This window comes from Streptomyces sp. Da 82-17 (genome assembly GCF_046098215.1).
Classification (GTDB): Bacteria; Actinomycetota; Actinomycetes; order Streptomycetales; family Streptomycetaceae; genus Streptomyces.
The window spans coordinates 122306-140212 of record NZ_JBJURH010000012.1 but is presented as its reverse complement, the minus strand read 5'-3'; the positions used below and the strand labels follow the sequence as shown (position 1 = coordinate 140212).

The window sequence follows — 17907 nt, the reverse complement described above, 5'->3', positions numbered from 1 at the left end:
CCGCCCCGGCGGGGCCGCCGCGCCCCCTTCTCGTACCGCGCCCCGGCCCCCGCACGCCGCCGGCACCCCCATCCCGTCGCCGACGAACCACGAGAGGTGTCCGCGCATGTCGACCACTCCCACCGACCCACCCGCCGAACGCCCCGACGACCTGGCCGGTGCACACCCCTCCGGCCCGCCGAACTCCCGGGCCCGGCGGGCCGCCGAGGCCACCGAGGACTTCGCCGCCGACCGGCTCCCGCCCGGCGAGTCCCGCTCCACGCTCTCCATCACGCTGGTCCGCATGGGCTTCACGGTCTCCGCGACCGACCTGCTCTACGGCATGTCCCTCGGCCTGTTCTTCCCGTTCTGGACGGCGCTCGCCATCGCCCTCGGCTCGTCCGTCGTCGTCAGCGCCGTGTCGATCCTCTGCGGACTGATGGGGCAGCGCGAACGCATCACCACCGCCCTCGGCCTGAAGGCGGCCTTCGGCCGGGGCGGCAGCCGACTGCCGTCCTTCGTGATCGCGCTGCTCTCCGCCGGGTTCGTCGGCTACAGCACCGGCATCACCGCCGGCGTCCTGCCCGGCGGCGACGACCCGTGGCTCGGCCTCGCGTACTGCGTGGTCCTCAGCGCCGTCTACACCGCCCTGTCCATCGTCGGCTTCGGCAAGGGACTGACCTGGGTCGGCCGGATCAGCGTGCCGCTCATGCTGGTCACCGTCGTCGTGGCCGTCGTCGCCGCCGTGCAGCACGCGGGCGGGCTCGGCGAGATCGTCGGCGCCGAACCGGTCCGCGCGGGCGAGGCCACGGCCCTCGCGATGTTCGCGCTCGGGGTGAACAAGTGGATGACGGGCGCGACCGTCACCCCCGACATCACCCGCTTCGGCAAGTCCCCGGCGACCGTCTGGACCACCACCCTCGCCGAGTTCATGGTCGGCAACTTCGGCTTCAACCTGCTCGGCATCCTGCTCGGACTGGGCGTCGGCATGGGCGACATGGGCGCGGCCTTCGGCGCGGTCGGCGTCGGCGCGCTCGCCGCCTTCGCGATCTTCGTGCAGGGCTTCCCGCACGAGGTCAACAACATGTACGCGGCCAGTCTCGCCGGCCGCACCGCCGTCGACCTGCCCCGTATCGCCGTCAACGTGATCGCCGGCACGCTGGCCTGCGCGCTCGCGTACTACGGCCTGTCGGCGGGCATCCTCGACGCGTTCCTGACGTATCTCGGCTACCTCGGCTACGCGATCCCGCTGATCCCCGGCATCCTCGTCGCCGACTACTTCCTGCTCCGGCGCGGCCGCTACGACCTGTCGGAGGCCGCCGTCGCCGCCGTCAACTGGCGTGCCGTGTGGGCGTTCGCGGCAGGCCTCGCCGTCAACCTGGTCCTCGGGTTCGGGTTCGGCGACGAGCTGTGGCACGCGCTCCCGCTCACCGGGGCCGCCCTGTACGTGCTGTTCTCGCTGCCCCAGCTCCGCGCGGCCCGCGCCCGCGCACGCGCGGAAGGACCGGCCGCCGCCGAGGTCAGCGCGCCCGTGCGCTGAGCAACCGGTGGGCGTGCACGGCGAGTTCGGTCTGCAGCCGGCGCATCGGATCCTTGTCCGGTGCGCCGGTCAGCCGCTCGATCTGCTTCAGCCGGTAGCGCAGCGTGTTGTAGTGGATGTGCAGCTCGTCGGCGGTCTCCACGCCGTTGCGGTCGTGCCGCAGATACACGGCCAGGCTGTGCACGAGCGCCCCGTCGTGCTCCGCGTCGTACGCGAGCAGCGGCCCGAGCGCGTCGTCCACGAGGGCCCGCAGCTCGGCGGTGGGCAGCTGGTCGAGCAGCCGGTACACGCCGCTCTCCGCGTGCAGCCGTACGAACGAGCCCTGGACGCCGTCGAGTTCACGACCGAGCGCGAGCGTCGACAGGGCCTCGCTGTGGCTGAGGTGCAGCTCGGCGAAGTCGTCCCGGACCGTGCCCGCGGCCAGCGCGACCGGCCGCCCGGGGCATGCGGCGCGCACCGCCCGCTGCAGGGCCCGGCAGGCCGCCGCGAGGGAACGGCCGGGCTCCACCAGGACGGTGAGGCCGCCGGGCGTGCCCCAGGCCGGCGTGTGCGAGCCGAGCGCGGTCCGCGCCGCCGACAACAGCCGCTCCTCCTGCACGCGTACGTCGCCGTCGAGACCGCCGGTGACGCGTACGCCGCCGGAGCTCGCTTCTGGTACGCCACCGAGGCGCGCCTCTCGTAGGCCATCGGGACCCGCCGCTCGTACGGCGCCGAGGCGCGCCACTCGTACGCCGCCGTGCTCCGGGTCGGCGCCGCCCACCTCGACCACCACGGCGGCGCGGGAACGCTCCAGGTCCCAGCCGAGTGCGGCGGCCCGGCGGGCGGACTCGGCCCGGTCCCGCGGCGGGTGCGAGACCAGCTCGGTGAGCAGCAACGTCCGGTAGCGGCGCTCCCGTTCGGCGAGCACCCGCTCCTGCACGGCCAGCATCGCGGCCAGGCTCGCCACGTGCTCCACGGCGAGCATCTGCTCCTCGTCCACCGCCCGGCCCGCCCGCGCCCACAGCGCGACCTCGCCGCCGGGGCGGCCGCCCACCGCGATCGGCCGGGTCACGTCCGGCGCGGTGTCCTCGGGCGGCGCGCCCGCCGCGGCGAGGACCGTGCCGTCGGCGGACCGTACGGCCACGGCGGCAGCGGTCTCGGCGGACAGCGCGTCGACCAGGTCGCGGTAGCCGCCGCCGTGCAGCACCGCCTGCGAGAGCCGGTCCCGCAGGGCCTGCGAGCGTTCCAGGCTGAGCGCCTGCCGGTTCAGGACTGTGCCGATGACCTCGGACAGGATGTCGTTCAGCATCACCTCGCCCGGCAACTCCACGATGGGGAAGCCGAGTTCGTCCGCACACCGCAGCATCGCCGCGGGCAGCATCGGCAGATACGGGCCCACCTTCACGCCGAGCGCGGCGAGCCCCCGGCCGGACAGCTCGGGCACGAGCGCGGTCAGCGCCCGCTCGTCGTCCCGGACCGCGTACGCCGTGGTCAGCAGGAACTCGCCGCCGCGCATCCAGCGGATGATGTCCGGCACTTCCATGATGTTGGCGACCCGGATCGCCCGCCGCGCCCCCGACCGCCCCGCGACGAGCCGCGCCCCGCTGAGCGCGGGCAGCTCCAGGGCGCGGGCGACGGTCAGGGTCGCCTCGCCGGCTGTCGACCGGTATGCGGTGTTCGCTGCTGCTCGGGCCACGCCGCCCACTATGGGCGGGTCCCGGAGGGCTGTAAACGCTGCCGACAGAATGTTGTATACGACTTGCGAGCGGAATCCTGGGCCCCGTTCCACTCCGGCCGGGCATGCGCCGGCACGCCCGACTCCGGCCGCCGGGCGCGAACATGACCGGGCGGTGAGCTCGCCCGAGGAACCCGGCCGTGCGGCGGGGCGTGGTCCGTGCGCGCTCTGTGGGGAGCTTCCTGCGCTGGGCCGCCGGTCGGCAGGCAGGCGTGCTGCCTGGGCGTCGTCCCGCGACCATGACCAACGGGTCGGGCGAACTCCCGCCACGACCTGTCGCCCCGAGGGGGCCTGCCCCTCCGTGCTCCGACAGCGTGCTCCGGGCCCAACTCCCGCCTCCGGGCGCGGACATGATCGGGGCTGTGGGCTCGGGCGAGGAACCCGGCCGTGCGACGCCGCTCGCAGCGGATCGCCCTGAGTGGGCCGCGCTTCCGCGCCCCGACCGCGTGCGCTCGGAGTCCACGTCCCGCCTCCGGGCGCGCCCATCGCCCGCGCGGCCCCTACTCGCCGACCGCCCCGCCCCCCCCACGCGCTCGCGTACGCCCAACACCTCCCCGCCCCGCCCCACCCCGTCCGTCGACACTGGCAGCAGGCGTCAACGCGTTCGCGTGCATGCTGGCATCGGGTGCTCATGACCGGGGTCCGGCGCGTTCCTATCGTCCTGGCATGCCTCCACGACCTGCGCTTTCCGTCTGTTCCGCGCCGCTCACCGTGCTCGCCGTCGGCGGCAACGCGCTGCTGCGTGAGGGGCGGCCCGCCACGTTCGCCGAGCAGTACGAGGCGGCCGGGCGGCTCGCCGGGCCGGTGGCCGCGCTCGTGCGTGCCGGGCACCGTGTCGTGGTCACGCACGGCAACGGCCCGCAGGTCGGCCTCCTCAAGCGGCGCGCCGACCTCGCCGCCGAGGCCGACCCCCAACTGCCTTCCCCGGAGCTGGACTTGTGCGTGGCGGACACGCAGGGCGGCATCGGCTGCATCCTCACCCGCGCCCTGGCCGGCGCGCTCCCGGCCACGGGCCCGCCGCCCGTCGCCGTCCTCACGCACACCGTCGTCGACACCGCCGACCCGGCGTTCGCGCGCCCCACCAAACCCATCGGCGCCCACCTGCCCCGCGCCGAGGCGCAGCGGCTCGCCGACCGGCACGGCTGGACCGTCGGCGACGACGCGGGCCGCGGCTGGCGGCGGCTCGTACCCTCGCCCGCCCCGCTGCGCATCGTCGAACTGGGCGCCGTGGCCGCGCTCCTGGCCGCCGGACACGTGGTCGTCGCGGGCGGGGGCGGCGGCATCCCCGTGGCCGTCGGGCCCGACGGGCAGTTGCACGGCGTGGAGGCCGTCGTCGACAAGGACGCCACTTCCGCGCTCCTCGCCACCGGCATCGGCGCCGACGAGCTGATCGTCACCACCGGAGTGGACCGCATCTGCCTGGACTGGGGCACGCCCCACGCCCGCGCCCTGCCCCGCCTCGACCTGGCCGAGGCCCGCCGCCACCTCGCCGACGGCCAGTTCCCCGAGGGCAGCATGGGCCCGAAGGTGCGCGCCGCCCTGGACTTCCTCGCGGCGGGCGGCGGCAGCGTCCTCGTCACGTCGCCCGAAGCGCTCGACCGCGCCCTGCTCGGCCACTCTGGCACCCGCATCGTCCCGGGCCCCGATCCCGGCCGGCAGAACGGCAGTTCACACCCGCCGGCCCGCGTCCCGGTACGGAACACACCCGCCGCCGGCATGTAACACCCCCGAAGCAGGCCCCGTACAGGCTCGTCCGCACCCCGAGCAGTCCAGCTGGACATCCGTACTCCGACGACCCGAAGGACACGTATGCCTCACAGTGCCGCCCCCTCCGTGGCCGCCGCGCACGGCACGTCGTACGCCCACGGCACGTCGTACGCGCCCGACCCCGGTGACCTGCCCGTCGACGGACGCCACCAGCTGCGCACGACCGTCGACACCGCCCGCTGGGGCGAGCTGCCGAACGCGTCGAGCGCGCCCGTCCTCACCGTGGACGACGGGGACACCGTCACCCTCGACCTGGTCTCGCACGAGGGGATCCTGCCCGACCAGGGCCGCGACCCCGTCGCGTTCTTCGCCGACCACGGGGTGCCGGAGCGGCACGTCCTCGCCGACGCACGGGACATCGCCGCCTCCGACCTGGCCCGCGACACCGCCGACCGGCTCGGCCCGCACATCGTCACCGGCCCGGTCGCGGTGCGCGGCGCCCGGCCCGGCGACCTGCTGCGCGTCGACACGCTGTCCCTGTACCGCCGCACCCACTACGGCATCGTCTCCAACCGGCACGGCCGCGGCGCCCTCCCCGGCGAACTCCCCGACGACAGCGCCGAGTTGACCGACCCGGACACCCGCCGCACCCCGACCGGCACGGTCACCGCGTTCTGCACGGTCGAACGGCAGCCGGACGGCGCCGAGTTCGGACTGCTGCGGTACGGCCCGACGGCCAAGGCCCGCTTCCCGCTCGACCCGTTCGTCGGGATCATGGGCGTGGCCAGTGCCGACGAGGCGCCGGTCCACTCGGTCCCGCCCGGCCGGCACGGCGGCAACCTCGACGTGAAGCACCTGGCCTGCGGCTCCTCGCTCTACCTGCCCGTGCAGGTCGACGGCGCCGGATTCCACGCCGGGGACCCGCACTTCGCGCAGGGCAACGGCGAGGTCGCGCTCACCGCCCTGGAGGCCCCGCTCCGCGCCACGGTCCGCCTCTCCCTCGTACGGGGCGACACCGCCCGACGCGTCACGGGCCTGCTCGGCGAGCCGTTCGCGGAGACCCGCACCCACTGGATCGCGATCGGCCTGGACGCCGACCTGAACGAGGCGATGAGCCAGTGCGTGCGCTCCGCCCTCGCGTTCCTCACCGCCCGCACCGGCATGGACCGCGCCACCGCCTACGCCTACCTCAGCGCCGCCACCGACTTCGAGGTGTCCCAGGTCGTCGACAGCGTGAAGGGCGTGCACGCCATGATCCGCAAGTCGGACTTCCCAGGCGTCCTCTGACGCCACGTCAGCAGGCAAGGAGACCCACCGTGACCGCTCTGCTGTTGCGCAACGCGCGCCTGGAAGACGCGCCCGACCCCGCCGACGTGCTGATCCGGGACGGCCGCATCCAGGCCGTCGGCCCCCGCCTCGACCACAGCCGACACCCGCTGGAGGCAGCGGAGTTGGACTGCGCGGGCCGCGTCGTCCTGCCCGGCTTCGTCGAGTCGCATCTGCACCCCGACAAGGCCCTCCTCGACCTCACCCACCCGCAGCCCGCCGGGACGCTCGCCGACGCCATCCGCGTCACCGCCGAACTGAAGGCGGGCTTCACCCACGACGAGGTGCGCGCCCGCGCCGAACAGGTGCTGCGCATGTGCGTCACGCACGGCACCACCACCCTGCGCGCCCACCCCGACGTCGACCCGGTCGCCGGACTCACCGGCCTCGACGTGATGCTCGAACTCCGCGAAAGCTGGGCCGAGTTGATCGCCCTTCAGGTCGTCGCCTTCCCGCAGGAGGGCATCCTCAAGGCGCCCGGCACGGTCCAGCTGCTGCACCGGGCGCTCGCCGCGGGCGCGGACGCGGTAGGCGGCTGCACCTACGCCGAGACCTCGGCCGAGCTGTGCCGACGGCATGTGGAGCTCGTCCTCGACCTGGCCGTCGAGTACGGCGTACCGGCCGATCTGCACGCCGACTTCGCAGACGACGGCTCCGATCCGCGGTTCGCCCTCGCCGAGTTCATCGCCGAGCAGACCGCCGCGCGCGGGCTCGGCGGCCGGGTCACCCTCGGCCACGCCACCTCCCTCGGCGGCCGCCCGCCCGCCGAGCGCCGCGCGGTCCTGAAGGCCCTCGCCGAGGCCGGGGTCGCCGTCGTGCCGCTGCCCGCGACCGACCTGTTCCTCGGCGGCCGCGGCGACACCACCGCCGTACGCCGCGGCCTCGCGCCCGTGCGGGAACTGTGGGAGGCGGGCGTGCTCACCGCCTGCTCCAGCAACAACGTCCGCAACGCGTTCACCCCGTACGGCACCGGCGACGTCCTGGAGACGGCGTTGCTGCTCGCCCGGCTCGGCCACCTCGCGGGCCCCGCCGACCTGCGCCGGGTGCTGCGCATGGTCACGTACGACGCGGCCCGCGTGGTGGGCCTGGCGCAGGAGGACTACGGCACGCACGTGGGCGCCGTCGCCGACCTGGTCGTCGTCGACACCGAGGACTACGACGCGGTCCTCCTCGAGCGGCCGGTCCGCACGGCCGTCCTCAAGTCCGGGCGGATCGTGGCCCGTTCGACCCGTACGACCGAGCTGACGGCCACGCCTGCCGTGGACGTGGAGGTGGCGTGACATGACGACCGCGGACCGCACACCACAGGCCGCGCCCGTGATCCGGGAGCGCATCCCGCACGAGATCGTCGCGTCCGTCCTCGCCGCGACCACCGCGTTCATCGGCGGCACGGCGCTGCACCTCCCGCCGTGGGCGATCTTCATCCCGTGGGCGGGCATGTTCGCCCTCAACCAGAGACCCACCCTCGACAACGCCAGACGGCTCTGGCGCGCCATGCCGATGGGCTCCACCTACGCCCTCGTCATCGTGCTCCTGGAGACCAACGCCGGCACGGCCTTCGGGGAGGGGCAGCTCGCCCGCAACGCCTTCGCCGCGCTGTGCATCCTGGTCGTCAACACCACGCTGATGTACACGGGCCGCATCGGCTTCTTCTCGCTGATCCCCGGCATGTTCTTCGGCTTCGCCAGCTACTTCGCCACGTACTTCGGCGGCTTCGGCTACGACCCGGGCAACCCGTGGGCCGCCTGGGTGTGCGTCGTCGCGATGAACGCCCTCGGCCCGGTCTACGCCTACCTCTCCCGCCGGCTCGCCTTCCCGGTCGTGGTGGACGGCGGTACGGAACGGGTGCCCGGACAGTCCCGCCGTACCGTCACAGCACGCCCCGGCGCCCGCCCACCGGAAGAACAGCGCCACTGACGAAGCTCGCCTCGCCCGACGCGAGGAACCCGATCGCGGCCGCCGGACGCGGTGCGCGCGGTGCGTTCCCCCGTACGGAACGCACGACGCGCGCACCGGCCAACCGGCCGTGCCCTGAACGGAGTTGGGGTCAGCCTGGCACAACCGGGGCCGGGCGGGGGCCGGTTCACACGCTGTACCCGCCGTCGACGGCAAGCGTTTGCCCTGTGATGAACCCGGCCCGGTCCGAGGCGAGGAACGCCACTGCCTCGGCGATGTCCTGGGCGCGGCCGAAGCGGCGCAGCGGAATGTTGCGGCGCGTCACCGCGAGGGCCTCCTCGTCCAGCTCGCCGCTGTCGATCAGGCGGGCCGCGATCCCGTCGGTCAGCATTCCGGGCCCGACGCAGTTGACCCGCACCCCGTACCGCCCCTCCTCCGCGGCGAGGGCCCGCGCGACCGCCTCGACCGCGCCCTTGGTGCCCGACGAAAGCCCGTCGCGCACGGGGAACCGGCTCGTGGCCGCCGTCGTCACCGCGACCAGACTGCCGCCGCTCGCCCGCAGCGCGGGCAGCGCCGGGTGGACGAGCTGGTAGAACGCGGCGGCGTCGGCGTGCAGCTGCTCCCGGTAGCGGGCCGGCGGCACCTGGCTGAGGTGGACCATCGGCACGTGCGGCCCGGCGGCGTACACCACCGTGTGCAGCCCGTCGTGTGTCCCGGCCGCCTCCTCGACCGCCCCGGCCGCGGCCGCCTCGTCCGCCAGGTCCGCGTGCAGAGCGCGTACGTGCAGCCCTTCACCGCCCAGTTCGGTGACGAGCCGGTGCGCGCCGACCTCGCTGCTGCGGTACGTGAACACGACGTTGCTGCCGCGCCGCGCCAGCGTCCGCACGATCGCCGCCCCGATCCCGCCGGTGCCGCCCGCGACCAGGGCGGCGCCCTTGCGGCCGGAGAAGTCCTCGACACTCATCGCACGCTCATCGGCGGCGCCGCCTTCCCTGGGGCTCTGGGTGCCGGGACCTGCTCTGCGCGCCCGTCCCGACGGAAGCCACAAGAATGCGGGAAGGGGCTCTGGGCAACAAGAGTGAGATCACGTCAGAAACCGTCGGTGAAGGCCGAGTTGACGAGCGGGGTTGCGGTGGCGGCCGAGGTGGTGCCGCGGAGGTGGCCGACCCGCCACGGCCACGGGAACCAGGGCCGGGCCCGTCGTACGCACGCGGCCGGCTCCGGCGGGGCGGGCGTCCGGCACGCGAGGGGGAGAGGGGCGCGCGTGCCCGGGCCCTACCCCAGCGCACGCCTCTGACCTGCCCCTTCCCGTCACGGCGTTGCGTGTGCGGCGTGGGCGAGCGAGGGTCGAGGGGGAGGGGCGAGCTGCGCCTGCGCGGAAGCCGTGCGCACCGTGCCCGCAGGGATGCGTACCGACGAGGAGGACCCTCATGCCCATCGCCACCGTCAACCCCGCCACGGGCGAGACGCTCAAGACCTTCGACGCGCTCACGCCCGAGGAGGTGGAGCAGCGGCTCGCGGCGGCCGAGGCCGCGTACCGCACGCACCGCCTCACCTCCTTCGCCGACCGCACCGCCCTCATGGAACGCGCGGCGGACCTCCTGGAGGCGGACGCCGACGACGTGGCCAGGACCATGACCCTGGAGATGGGCAAACCCCTGAAGGCGGCGCGCGCGGAGGCCGCGAAGTGCGTGAAGGCGATGCGCTGGTACGCGGCGAACGCCGAGTCCCTGCTCGCCGACGAGCACCCCGAGCCGCGCGACGTGGCGGACTCGGGCGCGGCCCGTGCCGTCGTCCGCTACCGGCCCATCGGCTCGGTCCTCGCCGTGATGCCGTGGAACTTCCCGCTGTGGCAGGTCGTACGGTTCGCCGCGCCGGCCCTCATGGCGGGCAACGTCGGACTGCTCAAGCACGCGTCGAACGTCCCGCAGACCGCCCTCTACCTGGAGGAACTCTTCCGGCGGGCCGGATACCCGGAGGGCTGCTTCCAGACGCTGCTGATCGGCTCCGGCGCCGTCGAGGGCATCCTGCGCGACCCGCGCGTGGCCGCCGCGACCCTCACCGGCAGCGAGCCCGCCGGCCGTGCGGTGGCGTCCACCGCCGGGGACGAGGTGAAGAAGACGGTGCTCGAACTCGGGGGCAGCGACCCGTACGTGGTGCTTCCCAGCGCCGACGTCGAGCAGGCCGCGGCGACCGCCGTCACCGCGCGCGTGCAGAACAACGGCCAGTCCTGCATCGCCGCGAAGCGGTTCATCGTGCACGCCGACGTCCACGACGAGTTCCGGGACCGGTTCGTCGCCGGAATGCGGGAGTTGACCGTCGGCGACCCGATGGACGAGGGCACGGACGTCGGCCCGCTCTCCTCCGAGCAGGGGCGCAAGGACCTGGAGGAACTCGTCGACGACGCGGTCGCCAAGGGCGCGACCGTGCTGTGCGGCGGAGCCCGTCCCGAGGGCCGGGACGGCGGCTGGTTCTACGAGCCGACCGTCCTCACCGGCATCACCGAGGACATGCGCATCCACCGCGAGGAGGCCTTCGGCCCGGTCGCCACGCTGTACCGGGTCGAGAGCCTCGACGAGGCCGTCGAGCTCGCCAACGACACCCCGTTCGGCCTGAGTTCCAACGTCTGGACCCGCGACGACGCCGACATCGAACGCTGCGTACGCGACATCCAGGCCGGCGGTGTCTTCGTCAACGGCATGACCGCCTCCCACCCCGGCCTCCCCTTCGGCGGAGCCAAGCGCTCCGGCTACGGCAGGGAACTCGCGGGCGAGGGAATCCGCGAATTCTGCAACCCGACGACGGTCTGGTACGGCAAGTAGGGCCCCTCACGGGAAGCGAGTAGGGCCCTTACGGGAAGCGAGCAGGGACCCTTACGGGAACGGGCGGGGCGGGGGCGAAGGCAGGCCCCTGACCGCCCCCGCCAACCACGCCCCGCAAGCCCCCGCCCTCCCCTCGCCACCGACCCCGTCCTCGTCCCAGCACTCCTCGACGTCCCCCCGGTACACCGCCCGCGCATGCGCGAGCGCCGGACGGTGCTCGCGGGGGAGGCGCGGGAGGGCCCAGTCGGCGGCGGCCTCCTTCGACGTGATCGTCCCGGTGTGCAGCGTGCACCAGATCCGCGCCAGGGTGAGCAGCACGTTGCGGGTGTCGGAGCGCAGCTCGGCCAGCAACTCCGGTACGGAGTCGAGCAGCGCCCGCCGCACATCACCGGCCGTCGGCGCGTCCAGGACCTCCGCGGGCGGCGGCCCGACCAGCGGGGAGTTCCCCTGCAGCACCATCGTGAGCAGCACCGCCAGATCGGGGCTGGGCTCCGGCCCGGGCGTCGCCCCGCGCTCGTAGCTCCCGCGCAGCCACTCCCCGTACTGGAACGCGCAGACCGGCGGATACCGCCACGGCCGTACGTCGCCCTGCGCCACCACCGTCAGCTCCACCGGCCGCAGCGCCCCGGCGCCGGGGCCGGACCCGGGGCCCGAGACCGGGAGCAGCGCCTCGACCAGGGCGCGCCGGACCCGTGCCGACGGCCGCTCCCGTACGACCACGAGCACGTCGATGTCGCTGTGCGGCCGCAGCCCGCCGAGCAGGGCCGAGCCGTGCCGGTACATGCCGATGACGTGGTCCGCCCCGAGCAGCTCGCCGGCCAGGCGGACGACGGTGCCGGTCTGGTCGACGGGGTTCTCCTGCGCGTCCACGGGGCCTCCTGTCGTACGAGCCGAACTGTCACGGTGCCTGCGCCGGTTCGCGCGGCGCCTGCTCCTGCACCCGCTCCGACCGGGGCAGCAGCAGCGGCGTGGCCAGGAGCAGCACCCCGGCGGCCAACAGCGCCGCACGCGTTCCCGCCGCCGCGGCGAGCAGCCCCCACAGGGCGGTGAGCCCGGCCGTGGTGAGCTTGACCGAGATCGACCAGGCCGACAGCGTACGGGCGACCCGGTCGTCCGGCGTGTGCTCCAGGCGGTGCGTGGCCTGGACCGGGGTGAACACGGCGGCGCAGGTGATCAGGCCCAGCTCGACGGCGAGCACGAGCAGCAGCCCTCCGGCGCCGGGCCCCACGAACGCGAGGCCGATCGACCAGCAGACGCGCAGCGTGCCCGCCGTGCGCAGCACCTTGTGCCGGCCGAAGCGCGCGACGAGCGGGCGGGCGAGCCGCGAGCCGACCAGGCCGCCGACGCACGGCAGAGCGAAGGCGAGCGCGTACTGCCAGGGCGCGAAGCCGAGCGGGCCGAGCATCAGCACGGCGAGCGGCGGATGCATGGCCATGATCAGGCCGTTGACCAGCGCGGTGTTGAAGAACAGCGGGCGCAGCGCCGGATTGCGGAGGATCGTCCGCCACCCGTCGAGGAGGTCACCGCGCCGCAGCCGAGGCCGCCCTTTCGCCGCCGCCCCCTGCCCCTCCCCGACGCCCGCCGGATGCGGCTCGTCCCGGCCGACCGCCCGTACCCCGACCGCCGACAGGAGATGGCTGAGCGCGTTGGCCGCGACCGTCACCACCGGGCCCGCCACCCCGACCAGCGCACCGCCCAGCGGCGGCGCGAGCACGGTCGCCGTCCAGGTCGTCGACTCGAACCGGCTGTTGGCGACCAGCAGATGCTCCCCGGGCACCAGCGCCTTCAGGCACGCACCCGCCGCCGCCGTGAACGTGATGTCGGCCGCCGCGACCACCACCGACACGAGCAGCAACTGCCCGAACCCGAGCCCGCCCAGCAGATACGCGACGGGCACGCTGAGCAGCGCCGCGCACCGCACCAGGTCCATCGCGATCATCACGGGCCGCTTGCGCCGCAGGTCCACCCACGGCCCGAGCGGCAACGCCACCACCGCCCCGACGAGCAGCCCCGCCGAGGCGAGCAGCGACACCTGCGTCGGCCCCGCGTGCAGCACCGTCACCGCGATCAGCGGGAACGCGTCGAAGGCCAGCCACGTCCCGAACGTGCTCGCCGCGTACGCCGCCCACAGCCACCCGAACCGCCGCCCCAGCCTGGCCCGCACACGCCCTCGCATCGCTCTCGCCGCCGCCACCGAAGCCAGCGATCGTACGGCACGGCGAAGCGCCGGACGGACCGGGGAACCGGCCCGCCCGGCGCTCGACCGGCCGGTCCGACGTCAGATCGGCCCGCCCGGCGTACGCGTACGCAGACCCCTCAGACCAGTTCGCCGTCGCGGGCGACGACCCGGCCGCCGTGCACCACCAGGTCGCGCTGCGGCATGTCCACGACGACCTGCGGAGCGCCCTCGCCGCGGACGAGCACGAAGTCCGCGGGCGCGCCGGGCTTCAGGTCGGCGCGGTCCAGGTGCATGACGTCGGAGCCGCCGTGCGCGGCCACGTCGTACACGTGCTTCAGCTCGTCGTCCAGGCGGACGTCGGTGACCCAGCCGAGGATGTGCGCGCGATGCAGCATGTCCGCGTTGCCGAACGGGCTCCACGAGTCCCGCACACCGTCCGAGCCGAGGCCCACGCGCACGCCGTGCTCCTGCAGCTTGCCGACCGGCAGCACGAGCGACTCGTTCGGCGCGACCGTCGTCAGGGAGATGTCCAGGTCGCTCAACTCCTCGGCCATCCTGCCGAGTTCGGTGTCGGAGAGGCCGGGCAGGCAGAACACGTGGCTGACGGTCACCTTGCCGCGCAGGGACAGCGCCCGGGTCCGCTCGATGATCGCCCGCATCACCTGCAGGCCCTTCTCGTCCCGGTCGTGCAGGTGGATGTCCACGCCCACGCCGTGCCGGTCGGCGAGGCCGAAGACCAGATCGAGCTGCTCGTCCATCGCGTGGTCGAAGCTGATCGGGTCGATGCCGCCGACGAAGTCGATCTGCCCGCCGCGCGCCGCCTCCTCGAGGAGTTCGGCCGTGCCGGGCGTACGCACCACCCCGTGCTGCGGGAACGCCACGATCTGCACGTCGAGGGCGTGCGCCAGCTTCCGGCGCGCCTCGGCCACGCCCTCCACGCCCGCCAGGTCGTACGCGGGAGCCACGTCCACGTGGGCGCGCATCGCGCGGGTGCCACGGGTCACGGCGTGCGCCATCAGGCCGTACGCCCGCTCGGACACCGGCCGCTTCTGGCTCTTGAACAGCTCCACGTCCTGCTCGACGTAGTCGGCGATGCTGCTCGCCGGCTTGCGCGAGACCCAGTCCCCGCCCCACGTCGTCTTGTCCGGGTGGATGTGCGCGTCCACCAGGGACGGCAGCGCCACCCGCCCGCCGCCGTCGACGACCCGCGCCCCGGCCGGGGCCGGCCCGTCCGTGATCCGGCCGTCGACGACCGTCAGGTCCACCGCCTCGGCCGAGCCGAAGGGCCGGACGTCGCGGAACACCACGGCCCGGCTCGGGCGGTCGTCGTGCCGCTCACGCGGAGCGGCCGACGAGGCGGCACCGGCCGAGAACGCGGTGGCGGTACCGGCCAGAGCGGCGGCACCGACGATCATGCCGCGACGGGACAGAGGCGTCATGGGGGTCTCCTTCGAATGGGACAGGGACGTACGGGCCGTACGGGTCCGACGGGTCGTACGGGCCGTGCGTACGCGGGTCGTACGGGCACGGCGGGGCGGGCGGGCGGCGGTTCGTGCCGGGCCGCCCGCCCTCACCGAGGTCGGAGCAAGGGGTCGGAGGAAGGGGTGCGGTCAGATCGCGACGCCCGAACGGACCACGGCCGTGGGCGACTTGAGGACCTTCACGTCCGCCAGCGGGTCGCCGTCGACGAGCACCACGTCACCGGCGTACCCGGGCGCCAGGCGGCCCGCCTTGCCGTCGAGGCCGATGAGCTTCGCGGCGCCGGTCGTGGCGGTGCGGATCGCGTCGAGCGCGGGCAGACCGGCCTCGCGCATCAGCTCCACCTCGCGGCCGATCGGCTTGATCTTGCCGCCGGACGAGTCGGTGCCCGAGGCCAGCGGAACGCCCAGCCGGTGGGCGGCGAGCGCCCGCTCCTTGGCGGCGGCCAGGAAGGTGCGGCCGCGCTCGGCGAGCACCGGGTCGGGGGAGTCGACCATGCCGGCCATCGCGGCGAGGGTCGGCGTGAAGTACGTGCCGCGGCGCTTCATCTCCTGCAGCGTCTGCTCGCCGATGAACGCACCGTGCTCGACGGACCGCACGCCCGCCATGACCGCGTCGTGGCAGCCCTTCTCGCTGTAGCTGTGGCACAGCACGCCCTTGCCACCGCGCCGCGCCGCCGACACGATCTCGGACAGCTGCTCGCGCGAGTACACCTGCGCCAGCGGGTCCTGCTCCGGCAGCCCGGCGCGCTCGTTCACCCGGGTCTTGACGACGTCGGCGCCGCGCGCCAGGTTGACCTCCACCACGCGGCGCAGCGCCTCGGCGGAGCGGACGCCGTCCTTCAGCTTGGCGAGCGGCGTCAGGTCGGGGTCGGCGAGGATCGTGTCGCCCAGGTCCGGCGTGACGAACACGCCGGCCGCCTTCAGCTGCGGCGCCAGCTGCGGCACCTGCCGCGCCAACTCCCGTACGGCGATGTCCTGGTAGAAGTTGGTCGAGCCGCTGCGCGCGCTGGTGGCGCCCTGGCGCACGGCGTCGCGCGCCTCGGCGGCCGTGTTCAGGTGGATGTGCGCGTCCACGAGTCCGGGCAGGATCCAGCGGCCCCGCGCGTCGAGCTTCTCGACGCCGGAGGGGATCTGCGTACGGCTGCGCGCACCGGCGGCCCGCACGACGCCGTCGACGATCACGACCACCGCGTCCTCGGTGACCTCGCCGGTCGCCGGGTCGAGCAGCGTGCCGCCCTCGACGACCAGGTCGCCCGTCGTGGCCCGGCCGGTGCTTCCGGCACGGGCGCCGGAACGCTCGGCGGCAGCGGCGGTCCGGGGCGCGACGGCCGACAGCGCCGCCGTGGTGCCGGCGAGCGCGGCGGCGCCCGCGAGGATGCCGCGCCGGGTCAGCCGGGACGAGGGGGGCGGGGTGTTCTCGACGCACATGGGTGGCTCCAGGACAGTGAGGGTGGACAGGCGTACGACGGGAGCGGAGGGACCGCGTCCACGTTTTGTATACCGAGCCCGAGCTCATGGCAAGGAGTCGTCAGCGTTTTTGAGGTTGTTGTGGGGTGCTTGTCGGGAATGTTCTGGGACGGGTCCGGGCTTGGTATACCGGCTCTCGCTCCTGGTCCGTCCAGGCCTTCCGCCCTGGCCTCGTGCCTTGGCTCTTCGCCCTGGCCTCGTGCCTTGGCCTTCCGCCCTGATCCTGTGCCGTCTAGCCCTCGTCCTCGAAGAGCGAGCGGAGCGCGACGGCCCGGCTGTCGCGCACGTGCAGCAGCGTGCTCGCCGCCGCCGTCTCCTCGTCGCCGGCCGCGATGTGCCGGAAGATCAGGTGGTGCTGGGCCCGCATGTGGTCGGGCTCGGCGCGCATCCCGAACAGCAGCTGCAACTGCCAGCTGAGCTGCTCCATCATCCGCTCCAGGAGCGGGTTCGCGGCGAGGGCGACGATGCCCTCGTGGAACGCCGTGTGCGCGGCGACCTCCCGCGCCCCGTCGTCGCTCCGCGAAGCGGTGTCCGCGCTCTCCAGCGTGCTCCGCAGCCGCGCGAGCCCGGCCGCCTCGTCGGGCGCGTGCGCGGCGACCCGCCGCGCGGCGAGCCGGGACGCCTGCACGGCGAGCGGCTCCCACACCTCGTACAGGTGCTGGACGTCGGCGCGCTCCAGGCGGCGCACCCGCACCCCGCTGTGCGGCAGCAGTTCGAGGAGGCCCTCGGCGACGAGCGCGCGCAGCGCCTCCCGGACGGGCACGCGGGACATCCGCAGCTCTTCGGCGATCTCCCGCTCGACGAGCCGCGAGCCCAGCGCGTACCGCCGGTCCACGATGCGCTCCCGGACCGCCTCGCGCGCCTGCGCGCTCAACGACGTCCGTTCCGTCCCACTCGCACTGCTCGCCACGTGCACCGTCCTCCGTTCACCGGTCGACCCCGCATGGAGGATACGGCGCTGCGCGGCCCTCCCGGGCCCTGCCGGGCCTCGGTCACCCGGGGTCGGCCGCCGGAGCCGGGTCGGGCGCCGGAGCGGGAGCCGGCTCCGGCGTGGGGGCCGGGCGGAGGGCGGCCCGCGTGACGTCGGCGGCGAGCTCGACCACGTCCGGCCCGTACGCGTCCGGGTTCACGACCTTGAGCACGAGGCAGAACGGCTCGTTGCCGTACTTGCGCATCAACTTGCCGTAATTGCGGGCGAGATAGCGGACCGCCGCGTGGTTGGTGTTGGAGTGCTGGCCGGACGCGAGGAACACGGGTCTCGCGTCCGGCGCGGTCCGGCCGTCGGTGAGCCGCGCCAGCAGCACGTGCTCGCTGACGCCGCGCTCCCAGCGGTAGGCCTGACCGCCCACGCGTATCGCACTCTGCTCCGGGCCCCGCTCCGGGCTGGTGTCGACCTGGACGCCGGGCAGCAGCGTGCGCAGATGTGCGGCCATGCGCTGGTTGGAGACGGGGCCGCCGACGCAGAACTCCGTGCGCTCGCCGAAGCCCTGCCGCATCGCGTCGTGCGCGACGATCTCCGCGTTCGCCCCGCAGTCCTTGATCAGCGCGTACAGCTCGAGGAGTGCGAACACGTCCCGCCGCGCCACCGACCAACCCCCGCCGCCCGCCGACTCGTTGACGACGAGCAGGCACTCGGAGTTGTCCGGAAGGCCGAAGAACCGCTGCTTGCGGCGGAGTCTGCGCCGCCACAAGTACGTACGCGCGCACCAGCCGATCGCCGTGGCGATCCCGGTGGCGATCACACCCAGCACGATGTTGCGCACGTCGTCGTTCATGCCCGCAACCGTATCGGCCCC

General features: G+C 74.3%; 14 protein-coding genes. 6 read left to right on the top strand and 8 right to left on the bottom strand.

Annotated elements, in window-relative coordinates:
* The first annotated feature begins 106 nt into the window (after positions 1–106).
* Entirely contained in the window at positions 107–1519 is a 1413-nt protein-coding gene (locus tag ACIDOF_RS21625) for a purine-cytosine permease family protein (protein ID WP_409007631.1), read from the top strand.
* Here the strand turns inward: ACIDOF_RS21625 and ACIDOF_RS21620 are convergent.
* Positions 1500–3194, bottom strand: a complete 1695-nt coding sequence (locus ACIDOF_RS21620) for a PucR family transcriptional regulator (protein WP_409007630.1) — start codon at positions 3192–3194, stop codon at positions 1500–1502. The two genes, ACIDOF_RS21625 and ACIDOF_RS21620, sit on opposite strands and share 20 nt — an antisense overlap.
* A 705-nt stretch (positions 3195–3899) precedes the next feature.
* Between ACIDOF_RS21620 and ACIDOF_RS21615 the strand changes: the two genes are divergently transcribed.
* The 4 genes from ACIDOF_RS21615 (at position 3900) to ACIDOF_RS21600 (ending at position 8183) form a co-directional block, all read left to right on the top strand.
* Entirely contained in the window at positions 3900–4955 is a 1056-nt protein-coding gene (locus ACIDOF_RS21615) for a carbamate kinase (protein ID WP_409007629.1), read from the top strand.
* An 87-nt stretch (positions 4956–5042) separates the two neighbouring features.
* Positions 5043–6227 (top strand): acetamidase/formamidase family protein, encoded by a 1185-nt coding sequence (locus ACIDOF_RS21610; RefSeq protein WP_409007628.1) that lies wholly within the window; start codon positions 5043–5045, stop codon positions 6225–6227.
* A gap of 29 nt (positions 6228–6256) precedes the next feature.
* Entirely contained in the window at positions 6257–7546 is a 1290-nt protein-coding gene (locus ACIDOF_RS21605; protein WP_409007627.1) for an amidohydrolase family protein, read from the top strand.
* A 1-nt stretch (position 7547) separates the two neighbouring features.
* Positions 7548–8183, top strand: coding sequence for a DUF1097 domain-containing protein (locus tag ACIDOF_RS21600; RefSeq protein ID WP_409007626.1), 636 nt, complete (start codon positions 7548–7550; stop codon positions 8181–8183).
* Positions 8184–8349: 166 nt separating this feature from the next.
* Here ACIDOF_RS21600 and ACIDOF_RS21595 read toward each other — a convergent pair whose 3' ends face one another.
* Positions 8350–9126 (bottom strand): SDR family NAD(P)-dependent oxidoreductase, encoded by a 777-nt coding sequence (locus ACIDOF_RS21595; RefSeq protein ID WP_409007625.1) that lies wholly within the window; start codon positions 9124–9126, stop codon positions 8350–8352.
* Between the two features lie 466 nt (positions 9127–9592).
* Between ACIDOF_RS21595 and ACIDOF_RS21590 the strand changes: the two genes are divergently transcribed.
* Positions 9593–10984 (top strand): NADP-dependent succinic semialdehyde dehydrogenase, encoded by a 1392-nt coding sequence (locus ACIDOF_RS21590; RefSeq protein WP_409007624.1) that lies wholly within the window; start codon positions 9593–9595, stop codon positions 10982–10984.
* Positions 10985–11035: 51 nt separating this feature from the next.
* Here ACIDOF_RS21590 and ACIDOF_RS21585 read toward each other — a convergent pair whose 3' ends face one another.
* From ACIDOF_RS21585 to ACIDOF_RS21560, 6 genes are all read right to left on the bottom strand, one after another.
* A complete protein-coding gene (locus ACIDOF_RS21585) occupies positions 11036–11854 on the bottom strand; it encodes an aminoglycoside adenylyltransferase family protein (RefSeq protein WP_409007623.1) in 819 nt (272 codons plus the stop codon).
* A gap of 28 nt (positions 11855–11882) precedes the next feature.
* Positions 11883–13160 (bottom strand): MFS transporter, encoded by a 1278-nt coding sequence (locus ACIDOF_RS21580; protein WP_409007622.1) that lies wholly within the window; start codon positions 13158–13160, stop codon positions 11883–11885.
* A 140-nt stretch (positions 13161–13300) separates the two neighbouring features.
* A complete protein-coding gene (locus ACIDOF_RS21575; protein ID WP_409007621.1) occupies positions 13301–14602 on the bottom strand; it encodes an amidohydrolase family protein in 1302 nt (433 codons plus the stop codon).
* A gap of 171 nt (positions 14603–14773) precedes the next feature.
* Positions 14774–16072: an amidohydrolase family protein gene (locus ACIDOF_RS21570; RefSeq protein WP_409007620.1), complete on the bottom strand. Its 1299-nt coding sequence runs from the start codon at positions 16070–16072 to the stop codon at positions 14774–14776.
* A gap of 271 nt (positions 16073–16343) precedes the next feature.
* Entirely contained in the window at positions 16344–17027 is a 684-nt protein-coding gene (locus ACIDOF_RS21565; RefSeq protein WP_409007619.1) for a GntR family transcriptional regulator, read from the bottom strand.
* Between the two features lie 76 nt (positions 17028–17103).
* Positions 17104–17886 (bottom strand): hypothetical protein, encoded by a 783-nt coding sequence (locus tag ACIDOF_RS21560; protein WP_409007618.1) that lies wholly within the window; start codon positions 17884–17886, stop codon positions 17104–17106.
* Positions 17887–17907 lie beyond the last annotated feature (21 nt).

Bases quoted from the DNA above. Each gene is read 5' to 3' on its own strand.
- ACIDOF_RS21625 (WP_409007631.1), top strand. From the start codon at position 107: ATGTCGACCACTCCCACCGACCCACCCGCCGAACGCCCCGACGACCTG.
- ACIDOF_RS21615 (WP_409007629.1), top strand. From the start codon at position 3,900: ATGCCTCCACGACCTGCGCTTTCCGTCTGTTCCGCGCCGCTCACCGTG.
- ACIDOF_RS21610 (WP_409007628.1), top strand. From the start codon at position 5,043: ATGCCTCACAGTGCCGCCCCCTCCGTGGCCGCCGCGCACGGCACGTCG.
- ACIDOF_RS21600 (WP_409007626.1), top strand. From the start codon at position 7,548: ATGACGACCGCGGACCGCACACCACAGGCCGCGCCCGTGATCCGGGAG.
- ACIDOF_RS21595 (WP_409007625.1), bottom strand. From the start codon at position 9,126: ATGAGTGTCGAGGACTTCTCCGGCCGCAAGGGCGCCGCCCTGGTCGCG.
- ACIDOF_RS21590 (WP_409007624.1), top strand. From the start codon at position 9,593: ATGCCCATCGCCACCGTCAACCCCGCCACGGGCGAGACGCTCAAGACC.
- ACIDOF_RS21580 (WP_409007622.1), bottom strand. From the start codon at position 13,160: ATGCGAGGGCGTGTGCGGGCCAGGCTGGGGCGGCGGTTCGGGTGGCTG.
- ACIDOF_RS21575 (WP_409007621.1), bottom strand. From the start codon at position 14,602: ATGACGCCTCTGTCCCGTCGCGGCATGATCGTCGGTGCCGCCGCTCTG.
- ACIDOF_RS21570 (WP_409007620.1), bottom strand. From the start codon at position 16,072: ATGTGCGTCGAGAACACCCCGCCCCCCTCGTCCCGGCTGACCCGGCGC.
- ACIDOF_RS21560 (WP_409007618.1), bottom strand. From the start codon at position 17,886: ATGAACGACGACGTGCGCAACATCGTGCTGGGTGTGATCGCCACCGGG.